Origin of the sequence: Lactobacillus rodentium (genome assembly GCF_003423665.1) — a bacterium.
GTDB classification, from domain to species: domain Bacteria; phylum Bacillota; class Bacilli; order Lactobacillales; family Lactobacillaceae; genus Lactobacillus; species Lactobacillus rodentium.
The window spans coordinates 26,271-46,711 of the sequence record NZ_BFBY01000009.1; the positions used below are offsets into that span (position 1 = coordinate 26,271).

The window sequence follows — 20,441 nt, forward strand, 5'->3', positions numbered from 1 at the left end:
TTATCAATAATTAGTTATTGGTGTTTAGCTACAAAAAACAAAATTTCTTTGGCTGAAACATTATCATCACTAGTTTTTAGAATTCGTAGTTTAATTGATTTGGCAACGACATCCCTTAAACCAATTACCTTATTTTTGGCATCATTAGGCCAATTATAATCGTCACTCCAGTTGCTGTAGTTTTCACCATCAGTTGAAATAGCAATTTGAGCTCTTAAAATATGACCTTTACGATCACGAGAACGTGGTACATAAACCATACGACTTAATTTATAAGCTTGATCAAAAGTGAATGTCAATTCTAAAGGTTGATCTTCACTAACTTTATCGTTAACTAGCCACTCTGAGGCCAAGCTATGATCAACTAAGTTAGTTAAAGGCATTTCATTATCAGAAGTAGTTAAATTACTTGTTACTTGAATATCTGGAATTGCATAGTCCATTTGGTCACGCTTGGTTTTAGCGCCAAAATATTCAGTCCAATCTGAAACTTTATTACCAAATTTATTTCTAATTCTAAAGCGATAGCGAGTATTTGGTTCCAAAGAATGGAAAGTAAAACTATTACCGTCAATGTTGGTGTGAATAATACCATTAACTTCAATATCGGCCTTAATGTTTCTTCCAGCAAAATCACTTGGATTAACCCAAGAAACAGAAATACTTCTTGAAGTTAAACGATCGCTACTAATTGAAGCACTATGAGGTGAACTTAAGGCTGAATCTGTAATTGCGTGACGTTCAACATTATCGCCGTAATGGTAATTATCAATGCTAATCTCATATTTATTTTTTGAAATATCAGCTTTAGGTAATTTGATTTGAATAGCCGGTTGTGGAGTTTGACTGAAATGCTGGAATTGAGGAAAGACTAAGTAATCTGGATTATAGAAGTAGCCAGATTCTGCTTCTTCAAATTCTTGATAGTTTCCAAATTCGTTAAGTTGAGTCACTTGATCATTAACTCTGAAAACCAGTTCGCCGGGATATTTATCCACTAATAAGTTAAGTTTAGTCAGTTGTTCTTGTTCAAGCCCTTCATAATTACCTGTGGTTGGAGAAACGGTAACTTTTAATGTATTGTCATCAAGTTGACTGGTAATACTAGTAGTAGCGAACTCATTTTGCTCATAAGCATTAGTATGACCATCATCAGCGTAAAGAACTTGTTTACTTGTTCCTTGTGGGAAAATAGTAGCCTCACGGAGGCCTTCTTGAAGAATACTACCACTCCGAACAAAGAGTGGTAAATGCCACAGTGGGTAATGCATTTTATCATAAACACGGCCACCAATTAGCTTTTCACCAGTAAAGGGATCAATCCAAAAGGTACGATGATCTGGTAAGTAAAGATTATCTTTAATTGAATTGCCTTGATAATCTTCTCGCCCATTAATAATAGGCGCTACTAAAATATTATTCCCAAACATAAATTCATGCTTAACTTGTTCAGTATAATTAATTTTTTCATGAGGAAATTCCAAGAAAAATGGTCGAATTATTGGATTACCACTTTGTGCTGCATAAGTCAGAGCATAAAGATATGGGGTTAGGTATTGTCTTAACTCTAAATAAGCACGATTAATACGAGTAATTTTTGAATTAAAGGCAAACGGAGTTTTTTGAATATTACCCCAACCATCAATATTGAATAAAAGTGGGGTGAAAATTTTCCATTCAAAATCACGAACATTGACTTGAGCATTATTTCCGCCGTATATACCATCAATGGCGCTACCCATATTAGGTTGACCAGAAAGAGATAAACCAAGAAAACTTGCTACTTGAGTAGCTAATTCCTCCCACTCACCACCAACATTGCCACTGATTGAAGCACTAAGTGTTTGAATAGCAGTCCAGCCATTTTCAGCCATTGTCCAGGGACGCTCATTTTGACTGGCCTTTATTAATGGGTCAGTAGCTTGAGCAATATTTTGAATAATCTTTTCATTACCAATATTTGGTTTATCTTTAGCAGCAACTAAAAAGTTTGGTGCACTACCTGCTGGTAAGCTTTTATAAAAACCAATAATTAAATCATGATCATTGGCAAATTCAGTCAAATGTTCAACTGAGCTTTCTGGTAATTCTTGTTGATTATTGTAATTTGGAACAAACCAAGAAAGGTCAACATGATGTTTGGTAAAGCGTTCCGCCATAGCACGTGCAGAAAATTGATATTTTTCTTCACCATTTAATGAAGAAAGAGCATAAACCTCATTGTCATCTTTTGTAGGACGATAAGTATTCCCGTCTTCAAATTTAATTGCATTCGTTTCTTTAGGATCCGCTTCAGCCCATTTGGTATCAACAAAGTCACTCATGTAACCTAAGCCAAGGGCATATTTTGGTAAAAAGAGGGGATGACCGGTAATTCTATAGTATTGATTAATGATTGCAGCCGGTGAATCTCCTAGTAAATAAAAATTATCGAAAATTGGCGTCTGGTGACTAATGATAGTTTTTTCATTGTTATCACTACCGAAGTCATAAAGGCCATTTTGCCAAGTGTTACGTAATTCACCAAAACCAGCATTGGACCAGAAAAAACTAATTGGTACAGCAACAGCACCATCGCCACTTAAGTTAGTATTTTTGATTTCAATAATTTTGCCTTTATGACTAAAACGCCCATTTTGCATACCACCGCCATAATAGAATTCATTTTTATTTTGACGTAAAATTTCACGGCTTTCATTAGGCCCTAACTCTAAAGGGCTAGCTTGCATCATACGATAACGATGGAGCTGATCATCAAAAATACTAAAAATAGCCGGATTACGGTGGAAACGAATTGAATATTGACCGCTTTTAATGGTGAAAGTTTCATCAGTAACTAGTACTTGTGAAGCTTCAAAGCTTTCTAAACTGAAATTATTAGCAGGAATTGTCAATTCTGGATTAAGGGGAGCAAAGTTGCCACTAGGATCAACAATAAAGCGAAAAATACCAGGAGCTATAATATAAAATCTGGCTTTTTCACCACTAGCAAATTCTAATTCATAAAAACGTGTTCCCTTAGCGACTCTAACAATGCGTTCAAGGGAGTGTAAATTTTGTGTCATATTTTCTGTCATCACAATTCTCTATTTAATAAAATTTTCTGTAATTAATTTTACCTCATTACCTCTATTATACCGAATCTAGCTAAAAGTTCTGCTTGAAAGCAAATAAAAAAGATCAAGCCTAAGCTTGATCAAAAAATTAATTTAGTAAACAGCGCCATCATAAAAGTTGAAACGTGGTTTATTGAAATCAAAATCAGCTAATTCACTCATTTTGATTACATTATCAGCAACACCCCAACTCATTAAGTTTATTGATTCACCGAATAATTCATCTGGAATAACCAAGAGAACATATTTACCATGACTCATAGCGTAGCCTAATTCCATTCCGAGGCCCACATCTTCTTCTTTAGGAACATAAACCCCAAGCATAATATCACTAGTTTTAATCCCAATTAAGTCTCCATTGAAGGTTGCTTGGGCCCATTCTTTATCGTGTAAGTATTCAGGATGTTCATCAACTCGAATATCTTTGTATTGGTTTTGAAGAGGTACATAACTATTTTCTAGATCAATAGTTGGATTTGCCTCAAGAGCAGACATTGCATCTTTGTACGCTTTATTTTGTGTGTCGCTGAACCAGCCAGCACCAAAGTAAACAGTCTTGGTTTTTGTCATTATTGGGTCCTCTCATTCTTTAAATAAACAAATAATCAATCTACGAATTAACTTTAACAAAAAAATAATTTTGGAAACAGACTTGAAATGTTTTTAAATTAAGTTAAAGATGTTTTAATAACTAACTTTAGGATATAATGAAATAGAGATAAAAGAAGTGTGAGAAAGGTAGGAGCTTATTACGGATACTAATAATCTTTTTGAACCCAAAACGGTCTTTGTGACCGATGAAACCGATCGTAATAAGATTTTTAAAGCAGTTTATAATAAACTCTATCAATTAGGGTACGTTAAACAGGAATTTATTGACAATATTATTGAAAGAGAAGAAAAATATCCGACTGGTGTGTCAACACGTCCGCTTTCAAGGGACTTACCCAATGTTGCTATTCCTCATACAGAAGGAAAATATGTCAACAAGCGGTTAATTGTTCCAGTTGGATTAAAAAATCCCATTACTTTTAATAATATGGTTAATCCAGCCGAAAAATTAGAAGTGAAGTTTTTATTTATTTTACTCAATAAGGATCCTAAAATGCACTCAAATATGTTGGCGAAGATTATGGACTTTTTAGCCCAAACTCCAGTAGCTGATTTGAATGAGTTATTTGCAAGTACAGATCCAAATTATATTTATGACTTTTTAGATAATAATTTTGAAAATTAAAAAACTCACCTTGTTTTATGTTTTAACAAGGTGAGTTTTTGATTGAAATTATTATGTTAGTTATGCTTCTGGATAGTTAGTAGAAGTTAAAGTAACAATCTCATAGTCACTTAATTTATAGTTATTCATATAAAGTAGGATTTCGCCAGTTTCTTCAGCTGCAATAGTTCTTTCTTGCCGAATAACGCTGTCGCCTTCTTTGATGTCAAGAGCGTGAGCAACTTCTTGTGAAGCCGAAGCTATTGAGTAGGCATCCTTAAAAGGTTCATCTAAAAGATAAAAATTGGAATCTTCTTGAATATTTAAATAGATATTTTTGTAATTATCTTTATCTTTAACGCGTGATGGATTAAGTAAAGCGGTTGGAATATAGATGTTATAGAACATGAATGGTTTGCCATCAACTTTTCTAATTTGTTTTAAATGGTAATATGAATTAGTTTTTGGCATTTTAAAAATTGAATTAATAATAGGATCGCTTTCTTTTTCAAGACTTACTACTTCCATTGTTTCTTCATTTTTATCTTCATCTTTAATTAATTCGGGATAAGTTGTTACATCACGGTATTGAACTAGACGATTAGTAGGAGAATAAGAAACAAAGGTGCCTTTTCCCTGGTAACGAATAAGATAGCCATCGGCAACTAAATCTTTCACTGATCGAATAACGGTAATTGAAGATACTTTAAATCTCTCAGCTAATTCTTTTTCACTGTAAAAAATATCTCCATATTTAAATTTACCGTTACGAATTTCGTCTTTTAATGTGTTTTCTATTTGTAAATATTTTGGTTCGCTCATTTTTTAGCCCTCAAGATATATCTTTCTCAAATCTAAAATCTCATTACTATTTAATTTCATTACTTTTCTCAGATATTCATTAATTCCACCATATTCTTTATTCAGCATATAAACTGCGTGGTCCATATATTCTGGGTAAACAGATTGAATATCTTTAATTGATTGCAACACGCGTTTGCTTGCACCCTTAGCAGATGCCTGCGCTAACATATTATTAATAAAATCAGCGGTAGTAACGTTAGTTAAGCCATAATCATATTTAATTGTTGAAAATGTGACACCCAAAGCCGATAAAATTAATAAAGCACCGAATCCAGTCCGATCCTTTCCAGCAGTGCAGTGGAATAAAAGGGCTTCGTGTTCATTACTATTTGCCAAAAGTAAATCAAAAAACTTGCGATAAGCTTGTTGTGCACTTTTACTTTTGATCATATCTTCATAAGCATAAAACATGTGTTTATAGCCAAATTGCGGATCCTTTTCAGCATTCTCTTCCAAGGCAAAAATACCTTTTGAGGCGTTAGTTAGATCTTCACTAAAAACAGGATCAAACTCATAATGTGCACCAGCTGGTACACGATCGGGATGCTCGGTGACTTCTTTAGTTGATCGAAAGTCAACATCATATTTGATTCCATAATTTTCTAAAAAACGGACATCTTCGTCAGAAAGATCAGCTAAATTACCGCTTCTAATCAACTTATGCTTTTTAATTGTTTGACCTGTGATTGTTTTGTATCCACCTAGTTCGCGGAAATTGCGACCAGATGTAATGCCAATTAATTTAGTCTCATATTTTTCGCTCATTTCAGTACATTCCTTTTAAAAAATTCAACAAAACAATGCCAATATATTAAAGATATGCCTTAAGAATATATTTAATATATTGTTATCAACTTTGATTTTATCACGTCTATCCAATTGTGGGTAATTAAACTCTGAGATTGATAGTTTGAACAACAATGATGAGAAAAAATTATGGTAAAATTAACTTGAAGAGATAAATTTATTAAGCGGGAGTGGATAACTATGGTTGAAGATTATAATAATATTTTAGTCCCAGTCGATGGTTCAGAGAATGCGGAACGAGCTTTTGATAAGGCTGTTCAAATTGCAATTGATAATCACGCACATTTGGATGTATTAAACGTAATCGATACACGTCAATTTATGGGAGAAATGCAGGATACTTTAATTTCTGGCGATACCATTTATAAGATGACGCAAGATTCAGAAGATTATTTGAAGAGTCTAAAAGAATGGGCTAAAGAAAATAAAGATTTTACCAATTTGAGTTACCACATTCGTTATGGCTCACCAAAACATATTATTGCGACTGAATTTGTGGAAGACCATGGTAATGACTTAATTATTATGGGAGCAACCGGATTAAATGCAGTTGAAAGATTATTAATGGGTAGTGTAACTGAATACGTAAATCAACATGCCCTAGCAGATGTCTTGATTGTTAAAACGGGTGTGGAAAACGAAAAAATTGATAAGAAGAAAAAGAAGTTCTTTAGATAATTGATAACAATTTTTTGATAATAAAGAGTAGATCATTAAACTAGGTGGTCTACTCTTTTTGATTTAATTGGAACGAACCAATCAGAAAATCTTATTCTAAAAGCGCTTTTTTAAAAAAATAGCATATTCAATTAAGAATATTTTTGGTATTATACAAGAGAACAAACGGTAGAGGGTTAGTGGAAAGGAGTCGCAGCCACATGCTTGGATCTGAATTTAGCAAGGAAAGATGCATAACCGTGGCTAGTCTCTTCATTAATTTCTGCTTTAAATACAGAGACTTAATGTGAGGTCGTATTTATCGACCTCATGTTAGGTCTTTTTTTGTAGGTTTGTGAGGTATTAAGTAAGTATTTTGTCGGATTTTGATTATGTCATTAGGAGGACATGATGAAAAATTTTAAAAGATTTTTAGTCATTGGACTAGCCATCATGCTAACTGTCATAGCAAGTGCTTGCTCCAAAAAAACAGAGAGTAAAAAGCCCTATACTCCCAAATCTTTAAATATTCAGTTTGTACCTAGTCAGGCTGCAGATAAATTAGAGGGTCGAGCAAAACCACTAGAGGACATGCTTTCTAAAAAATTGGGCATGCCAGTCCATGTAACGATGTCCACTGACTATACAACAGTGGTAGAAGCGATGAAATCTAAAAAGATTGATGCAGGATTCTTACCACCTGATGGTTATGTCTTAGGACACCAACAAGGAGCTGCCGATGTCTTATTGCAAGCAGTAAGATATGGAGTTAAGCAACCGAATGGGATGCCTACAAACCAGTTGGTTAAATCTTATCGAGCAGAAATTTTAGTAAAAAAGGGTTCTAAAATTAAATCTTGGAAGGATCTCAAGGGTAAAAGCATTTCGGTTCAAAACCCAACTTCAAGTGCTGGGTATGTATTCCCGGTTGCCGAACTTTATGAAAAAGGCCTCAATGTACCTAAAGAATGTAAGCTAGTAACTGTAACCGGTCATGATCAAGCTGTGTTAAATGTTTTGAATGGTGACACTGATGCGGCTTTTGTTTTTGAAGATGCAAGAAATAATGTTAAAGCCGATGAGCCAAGCATTATGAAAAAGGTAGTCCCAATTTACTTCACTAAGCCAATTCCTAACGATACAATTTCTGTTCGTCCTGATATGTCAAAGAAGTTTCGTAAAAAATTGGCTAACGCCTTTATTGAAATTGGTAAATCTAAAAAGGGTAAAGCCTTACTTGAGTCAATTTATGGGCATGAAGGCTATGTAACCGTTAAGGATAGTGACTTCGGTATTGTACGTAAATATGACAAACTTGTCGATAAAACTCAACAATAAAAATTAATTTGTAGGAAAAGGAGCTAGGGACTCATGGTCAATCAACCAATGATTCAATTAAAAAATGTTACTAAAGTTTATCCTAATGGCACCAGAGGGTTAAATAATATTAACCTTGAAATTAATAAAGGTGAATTTGTGGTTGTAGTCGGACTTTCAGGGGCCGGAAAATCGACTTTACTCAGATCAATTAATCGATTACAAGATATTTCAGATGGCGATATCTTGATTGATGGCCAATCAATTACGCATGCAAAAGGTAAAGCTTTACGTAATATACGTCGTGATATTGGAATGATTTTTCAAAATTTCAATTTGGTAAAACGCTCCAGTGTTTTAAGAAATGTTTTAACTGGAAAAGTGGGTTATTATTCAGCTTGGAAATCTACCTTTAACTTGTTTAGTGCTGAAGATAAGCAAAAAGCTTATGAAGCATTACAACAAGTCGATTTAGCAGATAAAGTTTATGTGCGGGCCGATCAATTATCAGGTGGGCAGCAACAACGTGTCTCAATTGCTCGGGTTTTGACGCAAAATCCTAAAATCATTTTAGCTGATGAGCCAACTGCTTCTCTTGATCCTAAGACGGCCAAGAGTGTAATGCAGTACTTAAAAATGTTGAATCAAGAATATGGAATGACCGTAGTAGCCAATCTTCACAGTGTTGAATTGGCGCGTGAATTTGGTGATCGTGTCCTTGGTGTTAAAAGCGGTGAAATTATCTATGATGGTAAGATGAGTGAAACACCAGCCGCTGTCTTTGAAAAGATTTACAATGGACAACTCGAGGAGGCTGAAAATGAATAATAACCAACATCAGCTGAAGCAGTTGCCAAAAAAAGAATTAAAGTGGTCAACTCTAATTTGGCTCATAGTTTTAATCGCAGGCCTATTTATTTCAATTAATGTTACTAATGCTCATATTAGTGTCCTCCTAGCACCCGATAACTTCGGTCAATTTATGGATGTTTTAATTCAAATGTGTAAACCAGACTGGAGTTATGCACATGTGATTTGGCCATATTTAATCGAAACAATAAAAATGGCCATTTTGGGAACAGTAATTGGATCAATCATCGCCTTTATTTATTCTTTCTTAATTGCGAGAAATATCGTAAAAAACAAGGCAGTAACTGGAGTTTTAAGATTCATTATGAATATTATTAGAACAATTCCAGATTTACTGTTAGGTGCACTTTTTGTGGCAGTTGTCGGTATCGGACCTGTCGCAGGTGTACTTGCGTTATCAGTGTTTACTTTTGGTGTTGTTGTTAAATTGTTTTATGAGGCAATTGAGACGATTGACTACGGACCAATAGAGGCTTTGACGGCATCGGGTGCTTCAAAATTACAAATTATTCACTTTGCTGTTTTGCCTCAAGTAATGACTTACTTTGTGTCATATGTTTTATATGCTTTTGAAATTAACGTCAGAGCATCAACAATTCTTGGTTATATTGGTGCGGGTGGTATCGGATTATACCTGCAACAAACACTACAGTTATTCCAATACAATCGTACGGGAACAATTTTGATTGTAATTATCGTAGTTGTAGTAATTATTGATTACATTTCTTCAGCATCTCGGGAGGCATTGACAAAATAATGGATACAACAAAAATGAAAAAATTACCTCCAAAGCCAATTAATAATCGTACTCGCACAATTCATTGGTTAATTGGAATTGTCACTGTATGCTTAATCATTTGGTCGGCAGTTGGAATTGATTTTGGTGGAATTAAATCAAGTGCAGCACAAATTACTGGAGCGATTATTTCAGGAATCTTCCATCCGGATTGGTCCTATGTTTGGAATGGAAGTGGAGAAGATTTAATTTCACAGCTTTGGGAAACAATTTGTATCGCCTTTTTGGGAACTTTTATTTCCGCAATTATTTCTTTACCTTTTGCCTTTTGGGCAGCAAATACCAAGCATAAGAAATGGTACTTATCTAGAAGTGGGAAGATTGTCTTAGCAATAATTCGTTCTTTTCCAGAAATTGTCCTTGCTTTAATGTTTATTAAAGCGGTAGGCCCTGGCTCGGCTGCTGGTGTATTTGCTTTAGGTTTTCACTCAGTGGGAATGCTAGCTATGCTTTTCTCAGAAGCTATTGAAAGTTTAGATACCGATGCCAATGAAGCAATTGCTTCAGTCGGTGGTTCTAAGTGGAATACAGTTACCTTTGCAACTTTACCTAATTTAATGCCGGCTCTGATTTCAAATACGCTTTATCGCTTTGATGTCTCGGTTCGTTCCGCATCAATTCTTGGTTTAGTAGGTGCTGGTGGTATTGGTTATCCTTTAATTATTGCCTTGCAATATCGTGAGTGGAATCGAGTTGGAATCATTCTTTTAGGAATTATTGTAATGGTAATTGTGATTGATTGGATTTCAGGAGTAATTAGAAAGCGCCTAGTTTAATTAAGAAATTTAAAAGGACTATTTTGTTCAAAAAATAGTTCTTTTTATTTTACAGTTGTACTTTACAAGGATAATTATTAATAATTAGATAATATTGCGAGATTAACCGACTTTTGTAAGGTTTTTTGCTATAATGAAACATGTATTTCAAGGAGGATAAAATGGAAAATTTAACTACCATGAATTTGGCTGATGAATTAGCCGCATCCCAAGACAAAATTATTAGCGGAGAAGAAAAACTAGACTTAGAGCGAATCTTTTCCGAGATTGATAGTTTAAAGGTTTTAGACAAACCAATTAAAGATTATCTTTCAATGAAAGTTGAAGATTATGATGATGGTGAAAGTGATGGTAAGTTGACCTTACTCGATATGAACCAGGCTTTAAGTGATGTACAAGATCGTATTTTGACTAATCACGTTGATGGCTATGTCGATAAAAATGAAATCAATTTAACTTATAACCATGAAGCGCCATTTGAAGACGGAAATTATGATCGTGCAACTGATTTACATGTTTTACTTTATAGCTTAAAGGTAATCGGTGCAGTACGTGCAATTGATGAAACTGACTTACGCAAGGTTTTATCAAAAGATGCTGTTTTATCTTTAGGTTTAGCAGCAAATACTTTGGCAAATAATTAATTTAAGAGGTCAAATTGCTGACCTCTTTTTTTACGAAGAAGAAGAGCTTTTATGGGGATTTTTACAAAAACTAAGGGATTGATAGATAGGTTTTCAGGTACAATGCGCAAAGCACAACAACCTAAGAGAAACCGTCCCTTCGATGAAATGCAGCAATATATGACAGTGGGCGAGTATCGCGTAGGTAAGGCCCAAGGCACGCCTAATGATGCTGAGTTTGATTTAATTGTTTATAAAGATGATGAAGGCATTTTACATCAAGCCTTGCGTTCAGTAGATGCAAAGGATTTAGCTCCGGAATATGTCCGTGCTTATGATGATCGTTTAGGACGTTTTCGCGCTTTTACTAACAAAAAAACTGGCCGTCGTTATATCGTCGAAAAGCAATTAGAAGATTTTGTTGCTTTTGCTAAAAAACATATTCGCCAGGGTGAAGACTCAGTGAATATCGGTATTTTAACGGATACTCACTATAAAGATAGTGATAGTATTGATTTTTATGGCTATAATGGACTAACTCACGTTAAAGAGTTTGATTACTTAGAAGATCTTGATATTTTAGACCTCAAGGCACACTTAGGGGATTGGATGGATGGATCTGATCCAGGGATGCTGGGAGAGCAAGAATTAATCTCCTTACGTAAGGCTTTTCGCTCAAATAAGACCAATTTCGCTATTATTAAGGGGAATCATGATGAAAACGATAAGTTTGATGAGCATCATGATTTAAAAGCTTCATTTCCTGAACGTGAATTTGAAGGAATAATGTGGCCTACGATGTATTTCCAAAAAGGAATTCATTACATCTCAAGGCAACATGGAGTAGCTTATTTTGATAAAGATAATGTACGCTTTATCACAGTCAATACTTCTGATGTACCGTATGAACTTGATGAAAATGGCAAGAAGAAGTATGATACAAAAATTAGCCTAGCGATTCGTGAAGATCAGATGCAAGAAATTATTGAGATTTTAGAAAAATCTAGTGGAAAACAAATCGTCTTTATGAGTCATGCTAATCCAATCAATCGTCATGGTAGCAATGCTTTGAAATATAATGGTCGTTCATTGCATGAACTTTTAGTAGCCTTCAATCAACGAGAAAAGGGCTATTTGGATTCACATGATGTACCGGCAGAATTTTCATTATCTAATAGTTTTGACTTTACTAATATAAAAAATGCAAAAGTCATTGCTTATTTCTGCGGCCATCGTCATAATGAAGACCAATATCGAATTAATGGGATTCAATATGTCTTGTTTAATTGCTCAGCCTTGATGGGACCTAATCATGCTTTAACAACGCAATATAATAAGCGGTGGAAGCGTAAAATTGATCATCCTAATGAAGCTGCAGGCTATGTGGTTAATATCGATCCTAAGCGTCATGTTATGCAGGCTTTTGGCTATGGTGCAAGTTCAAGACGAAGAATTTATCGAATTTAGTTAAACAAGGTGAAATATAAATAATTTTGAGGAGAAAATAAGTTTATGTGTGGAATCTGTGCTTTCTTTGACCCAGAATTAAAGGATAAAGATCATGCCATTCAAGGTATGATGGACACAATTAAACACCGTGGTCCATCATCTGATGGGAAGTACACTAATGATAAAGTTGCCTTGGGTTTTAGACGTCTTTCAATTATTGATTTACGTGGTGGAAGTCAACCAATTTTCAATGAGGATAAGAGTAAGGCCATTATCTTTAATGGTGAAATTTATAACTTTAAACCATTAAGAGAAGAGTTAATTAAAAAAGGGCATACTTTTACGACTAAGGCTGATACTGAAGTCCTACTCCATGGTTATGAAGAATGGGGAATGGACGGAATTTTGAAGCGTGTCCGTGGAATGTTTGGTTTTGTAATCTGGGATGATGACAAGCAAACTTTATATGGTGCACGTGATTTCTTTGGTATTAAGCCATTATATTATTCAGATCAAAACGGTAAGCTTTTAGTTGGCTCAGAGCTAAAGAGCTTTTTAGCTTATCCAAACTTTAAAAAAGAGCTTAACACTGAAGCAGTTAAGCCTTATTTAATGAACCAATATAATGATTTAAAAGAAACGTTCTTTAAGGGTGTGTACCGCTTCCCAGCAGGACACTGGTTTGAGTATAAAGATGGTAAGATGAAGACTCATAAGTACTGGGATGCTAAGTATGTAGAAAACAATCTTACCTTTGAAGAAACGCTTGATAAAATCAATGAAGATTTAAAGGAAACTGTTGAACTTTATCACAATGCGGATGTTCCTGTGGGTGCATTCTTATCTGAAGGGGTTGACTCAAGTTATATTACAAGCTTGCTTGACCCAGAAGATGTTTTCTCAATTTCTTTTGATGATTCAACTTATGATGAAGCTTCTAAAGCCAAAGCCCTTGCTGATATCAAAGGTTGGGAATTTTTCTCAGATAAGGTCGATGCTGACGAAGCGATGAAAGACTTTCCAGAAATGCAATACCACATGGATGAACCAGATGCCAACCCATCAATCATTCCATTATGGTACTTATGTAAATTAGCTCGTAAGCATGTTACTGTAGCGCTTTCTGGAGAAGGGGCCGACGAATTATTTGCTGGCTATGTTAACTATGGCATGCATACCCACAATAATGTCATTAAAGTCTTTACTTCTGGCTTGAAGAAGTTACCAAAGGGTGCTCGTGTGAAGTTGGCTCATGGCATTAAGAAGATGCCTAATTTCCCAGGTAAAGTTCATATGTATACCAATTTGGCTGAGCCAAGTGAATACTATGTAGGTCAATCAGTAATTTATGATATGAATTACCCTACAATTTTCTCATCTGATGATGCAAATGGCATTTTACGTGAGAAGTATCAAAATGATTTAACTGTTAATGGCAATTATCAAGAAGACTTCAAGAAAGTTAAAGATATTGATGAAGTAAAACAAATGCAATATATTGATTTGCACCACTTCATGCTTAACGATATTGAACAAAAGGCCGATAAAATTTCAATGGCTCATTCTTTAGAATTACGTGTTCCTTATCTTGATAAAAAGATTGCCGAATTAGCTAACTCAATTCCAACTAAGTATTTAGTTAACAGTCATGATACCAAATATGCTTTGCGCAAGGCAGCTGAAAGAGTGTTACCTGATGAATGGGCAAAACGTCCAAAACTTGGCTTCCCAACTCCAATTAAACAATGGTTAAAGGAACCACGTTTTTATAAGCAAGTTAGAGAGCTATTTACTGAAGATTTTGTAAATGATATCTTTGATCAAGAAAAGATTGTAAAATTGCTTGATGATAACTATAAGGGCGATGGCTCAGCTCGGCGTCAAATTTGGGCTATTTATACTTTCTTAGTTTGGTATAAACTATACTTTGTGGACTATGAAAATACTGTTAAGAAGTATCAACATGTTCAGCCAGAAGTAGCGAAATTAATTGAATCTGGTAAGTTAGTATAAAAATAAAAATTTAAATAAAATCGAGGAATTTATTGTGGAACCAAAGTTTACCCCTATTCTTTTAGGTAGTGATATTAATGTTTATGGTATGGCTCGTTCATTTAACGAAGCATATGGAATTACTGTTCAAGCTTGGGCAGCTACGCAATTAGCAGCTACACGCTATTCAAGTATTGTTAATGTTGAAGTTCATCCTGGATTTGCTGAAGATCCTGGCTTTATGAAAGTGATGAATAAAAAGATTGAAGAGTATAAGAATCACAAGGAACCAGTTATTTTAATTGCTTGTGGTGATGGATATGCAGAATTACTAGCTAAGCACAAAAAAGAATTAGAGGGAACTTTTATCGTTCCTTATATTGATTACGATCTTCTTGAAAAGTTAATTTCTAAAGAAGGTTTCTATCAAATTGCGGAAGAATACGGGTTACCTTATCCTGGTACTAAGATTATTACGATGGATGACTATAAGGATAATAAATTCTTAGATATTCCATTTGATTATCCAGTTGAATTAAAACCTGAAGATCCTGTTTCTTGGCTTGATTGTCAGTTTGAAGGCCGTAAGAAGGCCTTTACTATTCATGATGAAGCTGAATTAAAAGATATCATTACTAAGATTTATACTCATGGTTATGTAGAAGATCTAATTTTACAAGATTTTATTCCTGGTGATGATTCTAACATGCGTGTGCTTAATGCTTATGTTGATAAAAATCATAAAGTAAAAATGATGTGCATGGGCCATCCACTACTTGAAGATCCAACACCTCAATCAATTGGGAACTATATGGCTATTTTGCCAGAATATAACCAAAAACTTTATGATACGGTACAAGCTTTCCTTGAAAAATTAAACTATACTGGAATGGCTAACTTTGATATTAAGTACGATGAACGTGATGGCGAATACAAATTCTTTGAAATCAATTTACGTCAGGGTCGTTCAAGTTTTTACGTAACTTTAAATGGGTATAACTTGGCAAAATGGTATGTGGAAGACTATGTCCAAGATGACTTAAAGGATAAGCCAACTGTTTATGGTAATAAGGATAAGAGCAAGTATATGCTTTGGCTAGGTGTACCAGTTAAAATCTTCAAGAAGTATGCCTTTGATAATCCAGCTAAACAAGAAGCTGAAAAATTGATCAGTGAAGGGCGTTACGGTACAACAGTCTTTTACAAGAAGGATCGCAACTTTAAGCGTTGGCTTTTAATGCATTACATGTTCCACAATTATATTGATCGTTATAAGAAATACTATGAAGTAAATAAAGGTCAATATTTTAAGAAGTAAATTTTAGCATTTTATTGACAGATATTTGCTGGGACTGTTAAACTATAGTTAATCAAGTTAAGTGATCGCTGTGCGATCGTACCAGAGAGGGCATGTATTATACATGCCCTTTTTGTGTAAGGAGAATAAAAGTGAATGATAAACCCTTTATAACTATTAATAAACAAATAGAGTTGTTAGAAGAACGAGGTCTATTGTTTCAAGATAAAGAATTAGCAAAGAAAAATTTATTGAGTTATGGGTACTATGAAATCATTAATGGATATAAAGATTGTTTTTTGGATAAGTCATCAGAATCAGTGGATAAATTTAAATCTGGGATTACATTTGAACATATTTTTCAGCTATTTACCCTAGATAGAAATTTAAGATCTGAAGTTATTTCTGCAATTGAAGTCTTTGAGGCAAATTTAAGACAAGCTGTAGCCTATACAGTAGCAGAACAAATATCGGAGAATCAAGAAAAATATTTGGATAGAAGAAACTATGTGACAGGGAAAAAGCAATATAATAGATCTCTTCATAAAAAAGCTTATCCTATTGATGCTTTATTAGCGATATTAACTGGTATTACTCACGCAAACTCAGAACCATACAGGCATTATAGAGAGGAACATAATAATATTCCGCCGTGGATAATTGTTAAAAAACTGAATTTTGGTAATTTAATTTGGTGGTATCGATTACTTAAAGCACCACAAAAAAGAAGTGTAACATCTCGTATGACTGGATTAGATAAAGCATTACTTCAACAGCTTAATGAATTTGAAAGTGGCTATAGCTCTCTTTTATCTTTATATCTAGATTTTAGAAATACATCTGCACATGGTGGACGAATTTATAACCATTTTTCCAAGAGACATGCGCTACCTTATAATCCTATCATTCATGATTTACTCAAAATTTCTCCAGCAGATTATAGAGTTGGTAAGGGACAAAGTCATTTAGGTACATTAATAAATACTCTACAATTTTCACAAGATTTGACAGCTTATAATGAATTAAGGAATGGAAGTAAATTTTATATTGAAAGATATTTAAAACTTTATCCAGGAGAAAAAGAATTTATTTATTCACAAGCAGAGCTTAGTGATGATTTATTTCATTAAGTAAAGTGTAGGAATTAAACTTATACAAAAAACTAAGTCTAGCTAGGCTTAGTTTTTTTAGTTTCTTTAGAGAAAAAAGGATGCAATAAAAATTTATTCCTGATAGACTAGATAGCAGATTTTAAGTTAAAGGAGGATACTTCATGAAGACACAAGTAGGTGCTAAACCAAGTGATGAAATAAAATTACCTTGGCTTTTATTAGGTGAATTATTCACCTGGATTGGAGCTAGTTTCATTTGGCCTTTGACATCCGTATTCTTAAATAAGCAACTGCACGTTTCACTGGCAATGATTGGTGTGGTATTGCTTTTCAATTGTCTTGCCAACATGATCGGCTCCTTTATTGCAGGATGGGCCTATGATCGCTTTAATCCTTATTATTTATTAATTGCTGGATCTGGTTTAGATGCAGTAGTTTTATTCTTAATGGCAGCTGATCATACTTGGCCAATATATTGGCTTTGGATGACTTTAACCGGATTTTTAGGTGGCTGGAACGGTGCGTTAATTAATTCCACTGCTACATCTTTGAAGTCTAAGCAACCACGTTTTGTTTTTAATATGCTTTACTTTTTCCAAAATCTTGGAGTGGTTATTGGTACTTTAATTGTAGGATATGTCTATGATTATTCAGTAACATTGTTATTCATTATTGCGGCTAGTTTATTTGTCGTAGTATGTTTGAACACGATCTTTAATTATCGACCAATTATTCAATTCCATAAAGAAAGAATGGCCAATAAAGATGAAAAGGTTAAACAGAAAGCAGAATCCATGCCACGCCCAAATTGGCAATTGACTCTAGGTTTTTATGTTGCTTTAGGAGTAATTTGGCTGATGTACATGAACTGGGAATCCAATCTTTCAGTCTATATGGTTTCATTAGGGATTCCATTTCATCTTTACAGTCTGTTGTGGACAATTAATGCGACAACTATCGTGATTGTGCAAGCAATTTTGGCTAAGTATCCTAATATATTTAAGACGCTTTTCCATCAAGTTATTTTTGGAATTGTAATGTTTGCGATCTCATTTATTACTTTGATTTTTGCTAAAGATTATCCACATTTTGTCTTTTCAATGATCACTTTAACTTTGGGAGAAGCAACAGCGATGCCGGCAATGCCAGCGTATGTGAATGAGCTTTCACCAATCTCATCTAAAGGAAGGTATCAGGGATTAACTTTATCCTCTCAATCAATTGGCCGTGCCGTAGGGCCGTTATTTGGTGGTTTAATTATTGATCGATTTGGCTACATTCAATTCTTTATTGTAGCTGCGATTGGTATCTTCATTTTAGTGGGCTATCTAATTCCACTTCATGCAAAATTGAAAGATAAATTAACAATTTATAGCCATTAAGAAGAGGGAGTAAACAATAAGTTTATTCCCTTTTTGAATTATGAAAAATAGACTAAATATTTTAATAATGATATCATTTAAGCTGAAATATTAGTTAAAAGGGAGGATAAAATATGAGTCATTTTAACGTTCGTGGCGGTGCGGGCGATATTATAAAGCCTGATGTCAACGCTCGTCCTCAAGATAATTTATACTTAGCAGTTAATTCAGAATGGTTAGAAAAAGCTAAAATTCCATCTGATCGTTCCCGTATTTCAAGTTTTGATGGTATTGACCTCAATATTGAAAAAGAATTGATGAGTGATTTTGCCGATTTTGCAGCAGGCAAAAAAGAATTACCTGATATTCCTAACTTTGATAAGGCAGTAGAATTATATAAAATTGCTAATAACTTTGAGAAGCGTAATGCCGATGGGGCAAAGCCAATTAAGGCAGATCTAGAAGTATTAACTAGTTTACGCGATTTTGCTGATTTAAACTTGAAGGCTGCTGATTTATACAAGAATGGTTTTGGTTTACCATTTAGTCTTTATGTTGAAGCAGATATGAAGAATACCAAGGTTCATGCTTTACACTTTGGTGGAGCCAGTTTAATCTTGCCTGACACTACAACTTATGAAAATCCAGCAGCTAGGGATCTTTTAAAGGTTTGGCAAAAGCAAACTGAAAAGCTTTTGACAATGGCAGGAATTAGTGAAGCTGATGCTCAAAAGTATGTGGATCAAGCACTTGCTTTTGATAAGAAATTATCCAAGGTAGTTAAGTCCTCTGAAGAATGGGCTGACTATCCAGCCATGTATAATCCAGAATCAATTACTGATTTTGAAAGTAAGATTAAGTCATTCAAGTTTGATCACTTCTTAGCAGAATTATTTAAACAAAAGCCTGAACGGATCATTGTTACTGAGCCGCGTTACTTAGATCATTTTGAAGAATTAATCAATCCTGATAATTTTGAAGAAATTAAGAGCTGGATGATTTCTAACTTTATTAATTCAGTTGCTGCTTACTTATCACAAGATTTTCGTGAGGCAGCCTTTCCATTTTCACAAGCTTTGTCTGGTCAACCTGAATTAAGTTCTGGTGTTAAACAAGCTTACCGGATTGCTAATGGGATGTTCTCTGAAGTGGTCGGTGTTTACTATGGTCAAACTTACTTTGGAGCTGAAGCCAAAGCAGATGTCGAAGACATGATTCATAAAATGATTGATGTCTACGAACAAAGAATTACTGCTAACGATTGGCTTTCCGAAGATACCAAGAAAAAGGCGATTGTAAAATTACGCGCTTTGATTTTGAAGATTGGTTATCCAGATAAGATAGAAAAAATTTACGATCGTTTCCAAATTATTCCTGAAGCAGATGGAGGCAGTCTCTATGCTAATGAAGCTGCTGCAGGTAGAGAACAAATTAAATATAATTTGGAGAAATTAACCCAAAATGTTGACCGGGGCGTTTGGCTCATGCCTGGTAATTTGGTTAATGCATGTTACGATCCACAAAGAAATGACATTACCTTCCCAGCAGCAATTTTGCAAAAGCCATTCTATGACTTAAAGCAATCACGTGCTTTGAATTATGGTGGTATCGGGGTTGTTATTGCTCACGAAATTTCTCATGCCTTTGATAATAATGGTGCTAAATTTGATGAATTTGGTAACTTAAAGAATTGGTGGACAAAGGAAGATTTTGCCGAATTTGAAAAACGTACGCAAGAAGAAATTGATCTCTTCAATGGAATTGAATATGGTCCAGTTACCTTGAATGGTAAACAAATTGTTTCAGAAAATATTGCTGACCAAGGTGGGTTAACTGCCGCTGTTGAAGCTAATAAGGGTGAAGGCGGCAACATGAAAGAAGTATTTGAAAACTTTGCTCGTGTTTGGGCTACCAAGCAATTGCCTGAATCAATTAAGACGCAAGTTTCTGTTGATGTTCACGCACCAGGTCCTGAAAGAGCTAATGTCCAATCACAATGCCAAGAAGAATTCTATAAGGCATTTGATGTGAAGCCTGAAGATGGCATGTGGCTTGACCCAGAAAAACGGGTAGTAATTTGGTAAAAACAAAATTAATATTAAAAAAGAATTTCCTATTTGGAAATTCTTTTTTTGAAAGGTGAAAAATGATAAATAAATTTGCTTAATAAATAAATATAAAATAAAAA

17 protein-coding genes are annotated in these 20,441 nt (G+C 34.4%); 13 read left to right on the forward strand and 4 right to left on the reverse strand.

The features are described from left to right. Positions 1–14: 14 nt before the first annotated feature. Positions 15–3,077 carry a glycoside hydrolase family 31 family protein gene (locus tag LrDSM24759_RS05960; protein WP_117118581.1) on the reverse strand — a complete coding sequence of 1,021 codons (3,063 nt, stop codon included), beginning with the start codon at positions 3,075–3,077 and terminating at the stop codon, positions 15–17. Between the two features lie 132 nt (positions 3,078–3,209). Then, a complete protein-coding gene (locus tag LrDSM24759_RS05965; protein WP_117118582.1) occupies positions 3,210–3,686 on the reverse strand; it encodes a nucleoside 2-deoxyribosyltransferase in 477 nt (158 codons plus the stop codon). 178 nt (positions 3,687–3,864) lie between these two features. Between LrDSM24759_RS05965 and LrDSM24759_RS05970 the strand changes: the two genes are divergently transcribed. Then, positions 3,865–4,353: a PTS sugar transporter subunit IIA gene (locus LrDSM24759_RS05970; RefSeq protein WP_117118583.1), complete on the forward strand. Its 489-nt coding sequence runs from the start codon at positions 3,865–3,867 to the stop codon at positions 4,351–4,353. Positions 4,354–4,413: 60 nt separating this feature from the next. Here LrDSM24759_RS05970 and LrDSM24759_RS05975 read toward each other — a convergent pair whose 3' ends face one another. Beyond that, complete coding sequence (locus LrDSM24759_RS05975; protein ID WP_117118584.1) at positions 4,414–5,154, reverse strand: GntR family transcriptional regulator; 741 nt, start codon at positions 5,152–5,154, stop codon at positions 4,414–4,416. Positions 5,155–5,157: 3 nt separating this feature from the next. Further along, complete coding sequence (locus LrDSM24759_RS05980) at positions 5,158–5,961, reverse strand: tyrosine-protein phosphatase (RefSeq protein ID WP_117118585.1); 804 nt, start codon at positions 5,959–5,961, stop codon at positions 5,158–5,160. Positions 5,962–6,183: 222 nt separating this feature from the next. On the opposite strand from LrDSM24759_RS05980, the gene LrDSM24759_RS05985 reads away from it, so the two are divergent. From LrDSM24759_RS05985 to LrDSM24759_RS06040, 12 genes are all read left to right on the forward strand, one after another. After that, the gene (locus LrDSM24759_RS05985; protein ID WP_117118586.1) at positions 6,184–6,681 is read left to right on the forward strand and encodes a universal stress protein; all 498 of its coding nucleotides are present in this window, start codon (positions 6,184–6,186) and stop codon (positions 6,679–6,681) included. Positions 6,682–7,071: 390 nt separating this feature from the next. Further along, a complete protein-coding gene (locus tag LrDSM24759_RS05990; RefSeq protein ID WP_117118587.1) occupies positions 7,072–7,998 on the forward strand; it encodes a phosphate/phosphite/phosphonate ABC transporter substrate-binding protein in 927 nt (308 codons plus the stop codon). Positions 7,999–8,031: 33 nt separating this feature from the next. After that, a complete protein-coding gene (gene phnC, locus LrDSM24759_RS05995; protein ID WP_117118588.1) occupies positions 8,032–8,805 on the forward strand; it encodes a phosphonate ABC transporter ATP-binding protein in 774 nt (257 codons plus the stop codon). Next, positions 8,798–9,604, forward strand: coding sequence for a phosphonate ABC transporter, permease protein PhnE (gene phnE, locus LrDSM24759_RS06000; RefSeq protein ID WP_117118589.1), 807 nt, complete (start codon positions 8,798–8,800; stop codon positions 9,602–9,604). The genes phnC and phnE (LrDSM24759_RS06000) overlap by 8 nt, the downstream gene beginning before the upstream one ends. Next, positions 9,604–10,419, forward strand: a complete 816-nt coding sequence (gene phnE, locus LrDSM24759_RS06005; protein ID WP_117118590.1) for a phosphonate ABC transporter, permease protein PhnE — start codon at positions 9,604–9,606, stop codon at positions 10,417–10,419. Before phnE (LrDSM24759_RS06000) ends, phnE (LrDSM24759_RS06005) begins: the two co-directional genes overlap by 1 nt. Positions 10,420–10,580: 161 nt before the next feature. Continuing rightward, a complete protein-coding gene (locus tag LrDSM24759_RS06010; protein ID WP_117118591.1) occupies positions 10,581–11,063 on the forward strand; it encodes a hypothetical protein in 483 nt (160 codons plus the stop codon). A gap of 51 nt (positions 11,064–11,114) precedes the next feature. Continuing rightward, the gene (locus LrDSM24759_RS06015; protein WP_117118592.1) at positions 11,115–12,509 is read left to right on the forward strand and encodes a metallophosphoesterase family protein; all 1,395 of its coding nucleotides are present in this window, start codon (positions 11,115–11,117) and stop codon (positions 12,507–12,509) included. A 45-nt stretch (positions 12,510–12,554) separates the two neighbouring features. Further along, a complete protein-coding gene (gene asnB / locus LrDSM24759_RS06020) occupies positions 12,555–14,504 on the forward strand; it encodes an asparagine synthase (glutamine-hydrolyzing) (protein WP_117118593.1) in 1,950 nt (649 codons plus the stop codon). Positions 14,505–14,538: 34 nt separating this feature from the next. After that, positions 14,539–15,801, forward strand: a complete 1,263-nt coding sequence (locus LrDSM24759_RS06025; RefSeq protein ID WP_117118594.1) for a carboxylate--amine ligase — start codon at positions 14,539–14,541, stop codon at positions 15,799–15,801. A gap of 131 nt (positions 15,802–15,932) precedes the next feature. Then, the gene (locus LrDSM24759_RS06030) at positions 15,933–16,910 is read left to right on the forward strand and encodes an Abi family protein (protein ID WP_117118595.1); all 978 of its coding nucleotides are present in this window, start codon (positions 15,933–15,935) and stop codon (positions 16,908–16,910) included. A gap of 143 nt (positions 16,911–17,053) precedes the next feature. After that, entirely contained in the window at positions 17,054–18,274 is a 1,221-nt protein-coding gene (locus LrDSM24759_RS06035; RefSeq protein WP_117118596.1) for an MDR family MFS transporter, read from the forward strand. 113 nt (positions 18,275–18,387) lie between these two features. Continuing rightward, a complete protein-coding gene (locus LrDSM24759_RS06040; RefSeq protein ID WP_117118597.1) occupies positions 18,388–20,337 on the forward strand; it encodes a M13 family metallopeptidase in 1,950 nt (649 codons plus the stop codon). The last annotated feature ends 104 nt before the right edge of the window (positions 20,338–20,441 follow it).

Coding starts and splice junctions, on each gene's coding strand:
- LrDSM24759_RS05960 (WP_117118581.1), bottom strand. CDS start 3,077: ATGACAGAAAATATGACACAAAATTTACACTCCCTTGAACGCATTGTT.
- LrDSM24759_RS05965 (WP_117118582.1), bottom strand. CDS start 3,686: ATGACAAAAACCAAGACTGTTTACTTTGGTGCTGGCTGGTTCAGCGAC.
- LrDSM24759_RS05975 (WP_117118584.1), bottom strand. CDS start 5,154: ATGAGCGAACCAAAATATTTACAAATAGAAAACACATTAAAAGACGAA.
- LrDSM24759_RS05980 (WP_117118585.1), bottom strand. CDS start 5,961: ATGAGCGAAAAATATGAGACTAAATTAATTGGCATTACATCTGGTCGC.
- LrDSM24759_RS05985 (WP_117118586.1), top strand. CDS start 6,184: ATGGTTGAAGATTATAATAATATTTTAGTCCCAGTCGATGGTTCAGAG.
- LrDSM24759_RS05990 (WP_117118587.1), top strand. CDS start 7,072: ATGAAAAATTTTAAAAGATTTTTAGTCATTGGACTAGCCATCATGCTA.
- phnC (WP_117118588.1), top strand. CDS start 8,032: ATGGTCAATCAACCAATGATTCAATTAAAAAATGTTACTAAAGTTTAT.
- phnE (WP_117118589.1), top strand. CDS start 8,798: ATGAATAATAACCAACATCAGCTGAAGCAGTTGCCAAAAAAAGAATTA.
- phnE (WP_117118590.1), top strand. CDS start 9,604: ATGGATACAACAAAAATGAAAAAATTACCTCCAAAGCCAATTAATAAT.
- LrDSM24759_RS06010 (WP_117118591.1), top strand. CDS start 10,581: ATGGAAAATTTAACTACCATGAATTTGGCTGATGAATTAGCCGCATCC.
- LrDSM24759_RS06015 (WP_117118592.1), top strand. CDS start 11,115: ATGGGGATTTTTACAAAAACTAAGGGATTGATAGATAGGTTTTCAGGT.
- asnB (WP_117118593.1), top strand. CDS start 12,555: ATGTGTGGAATCTGTGCTTTCTTTGACCCAGAATTAAAGGATAAAGAT.
- LrDSM24759_RS06035 (WP_117118596.1), top strand. CDS start 17,054: ATGAAGACACAAGTAGGTGCTAAACCAAGTGATGAAATAAAATTACCT.
- LrDSM24759_RS06040 (WP_117118597.1), top strand. CDS start 18,388: ATGAGTCATTTTAACGTTCGTGGCGGTGCGGGCGATATTATAAAGCCT.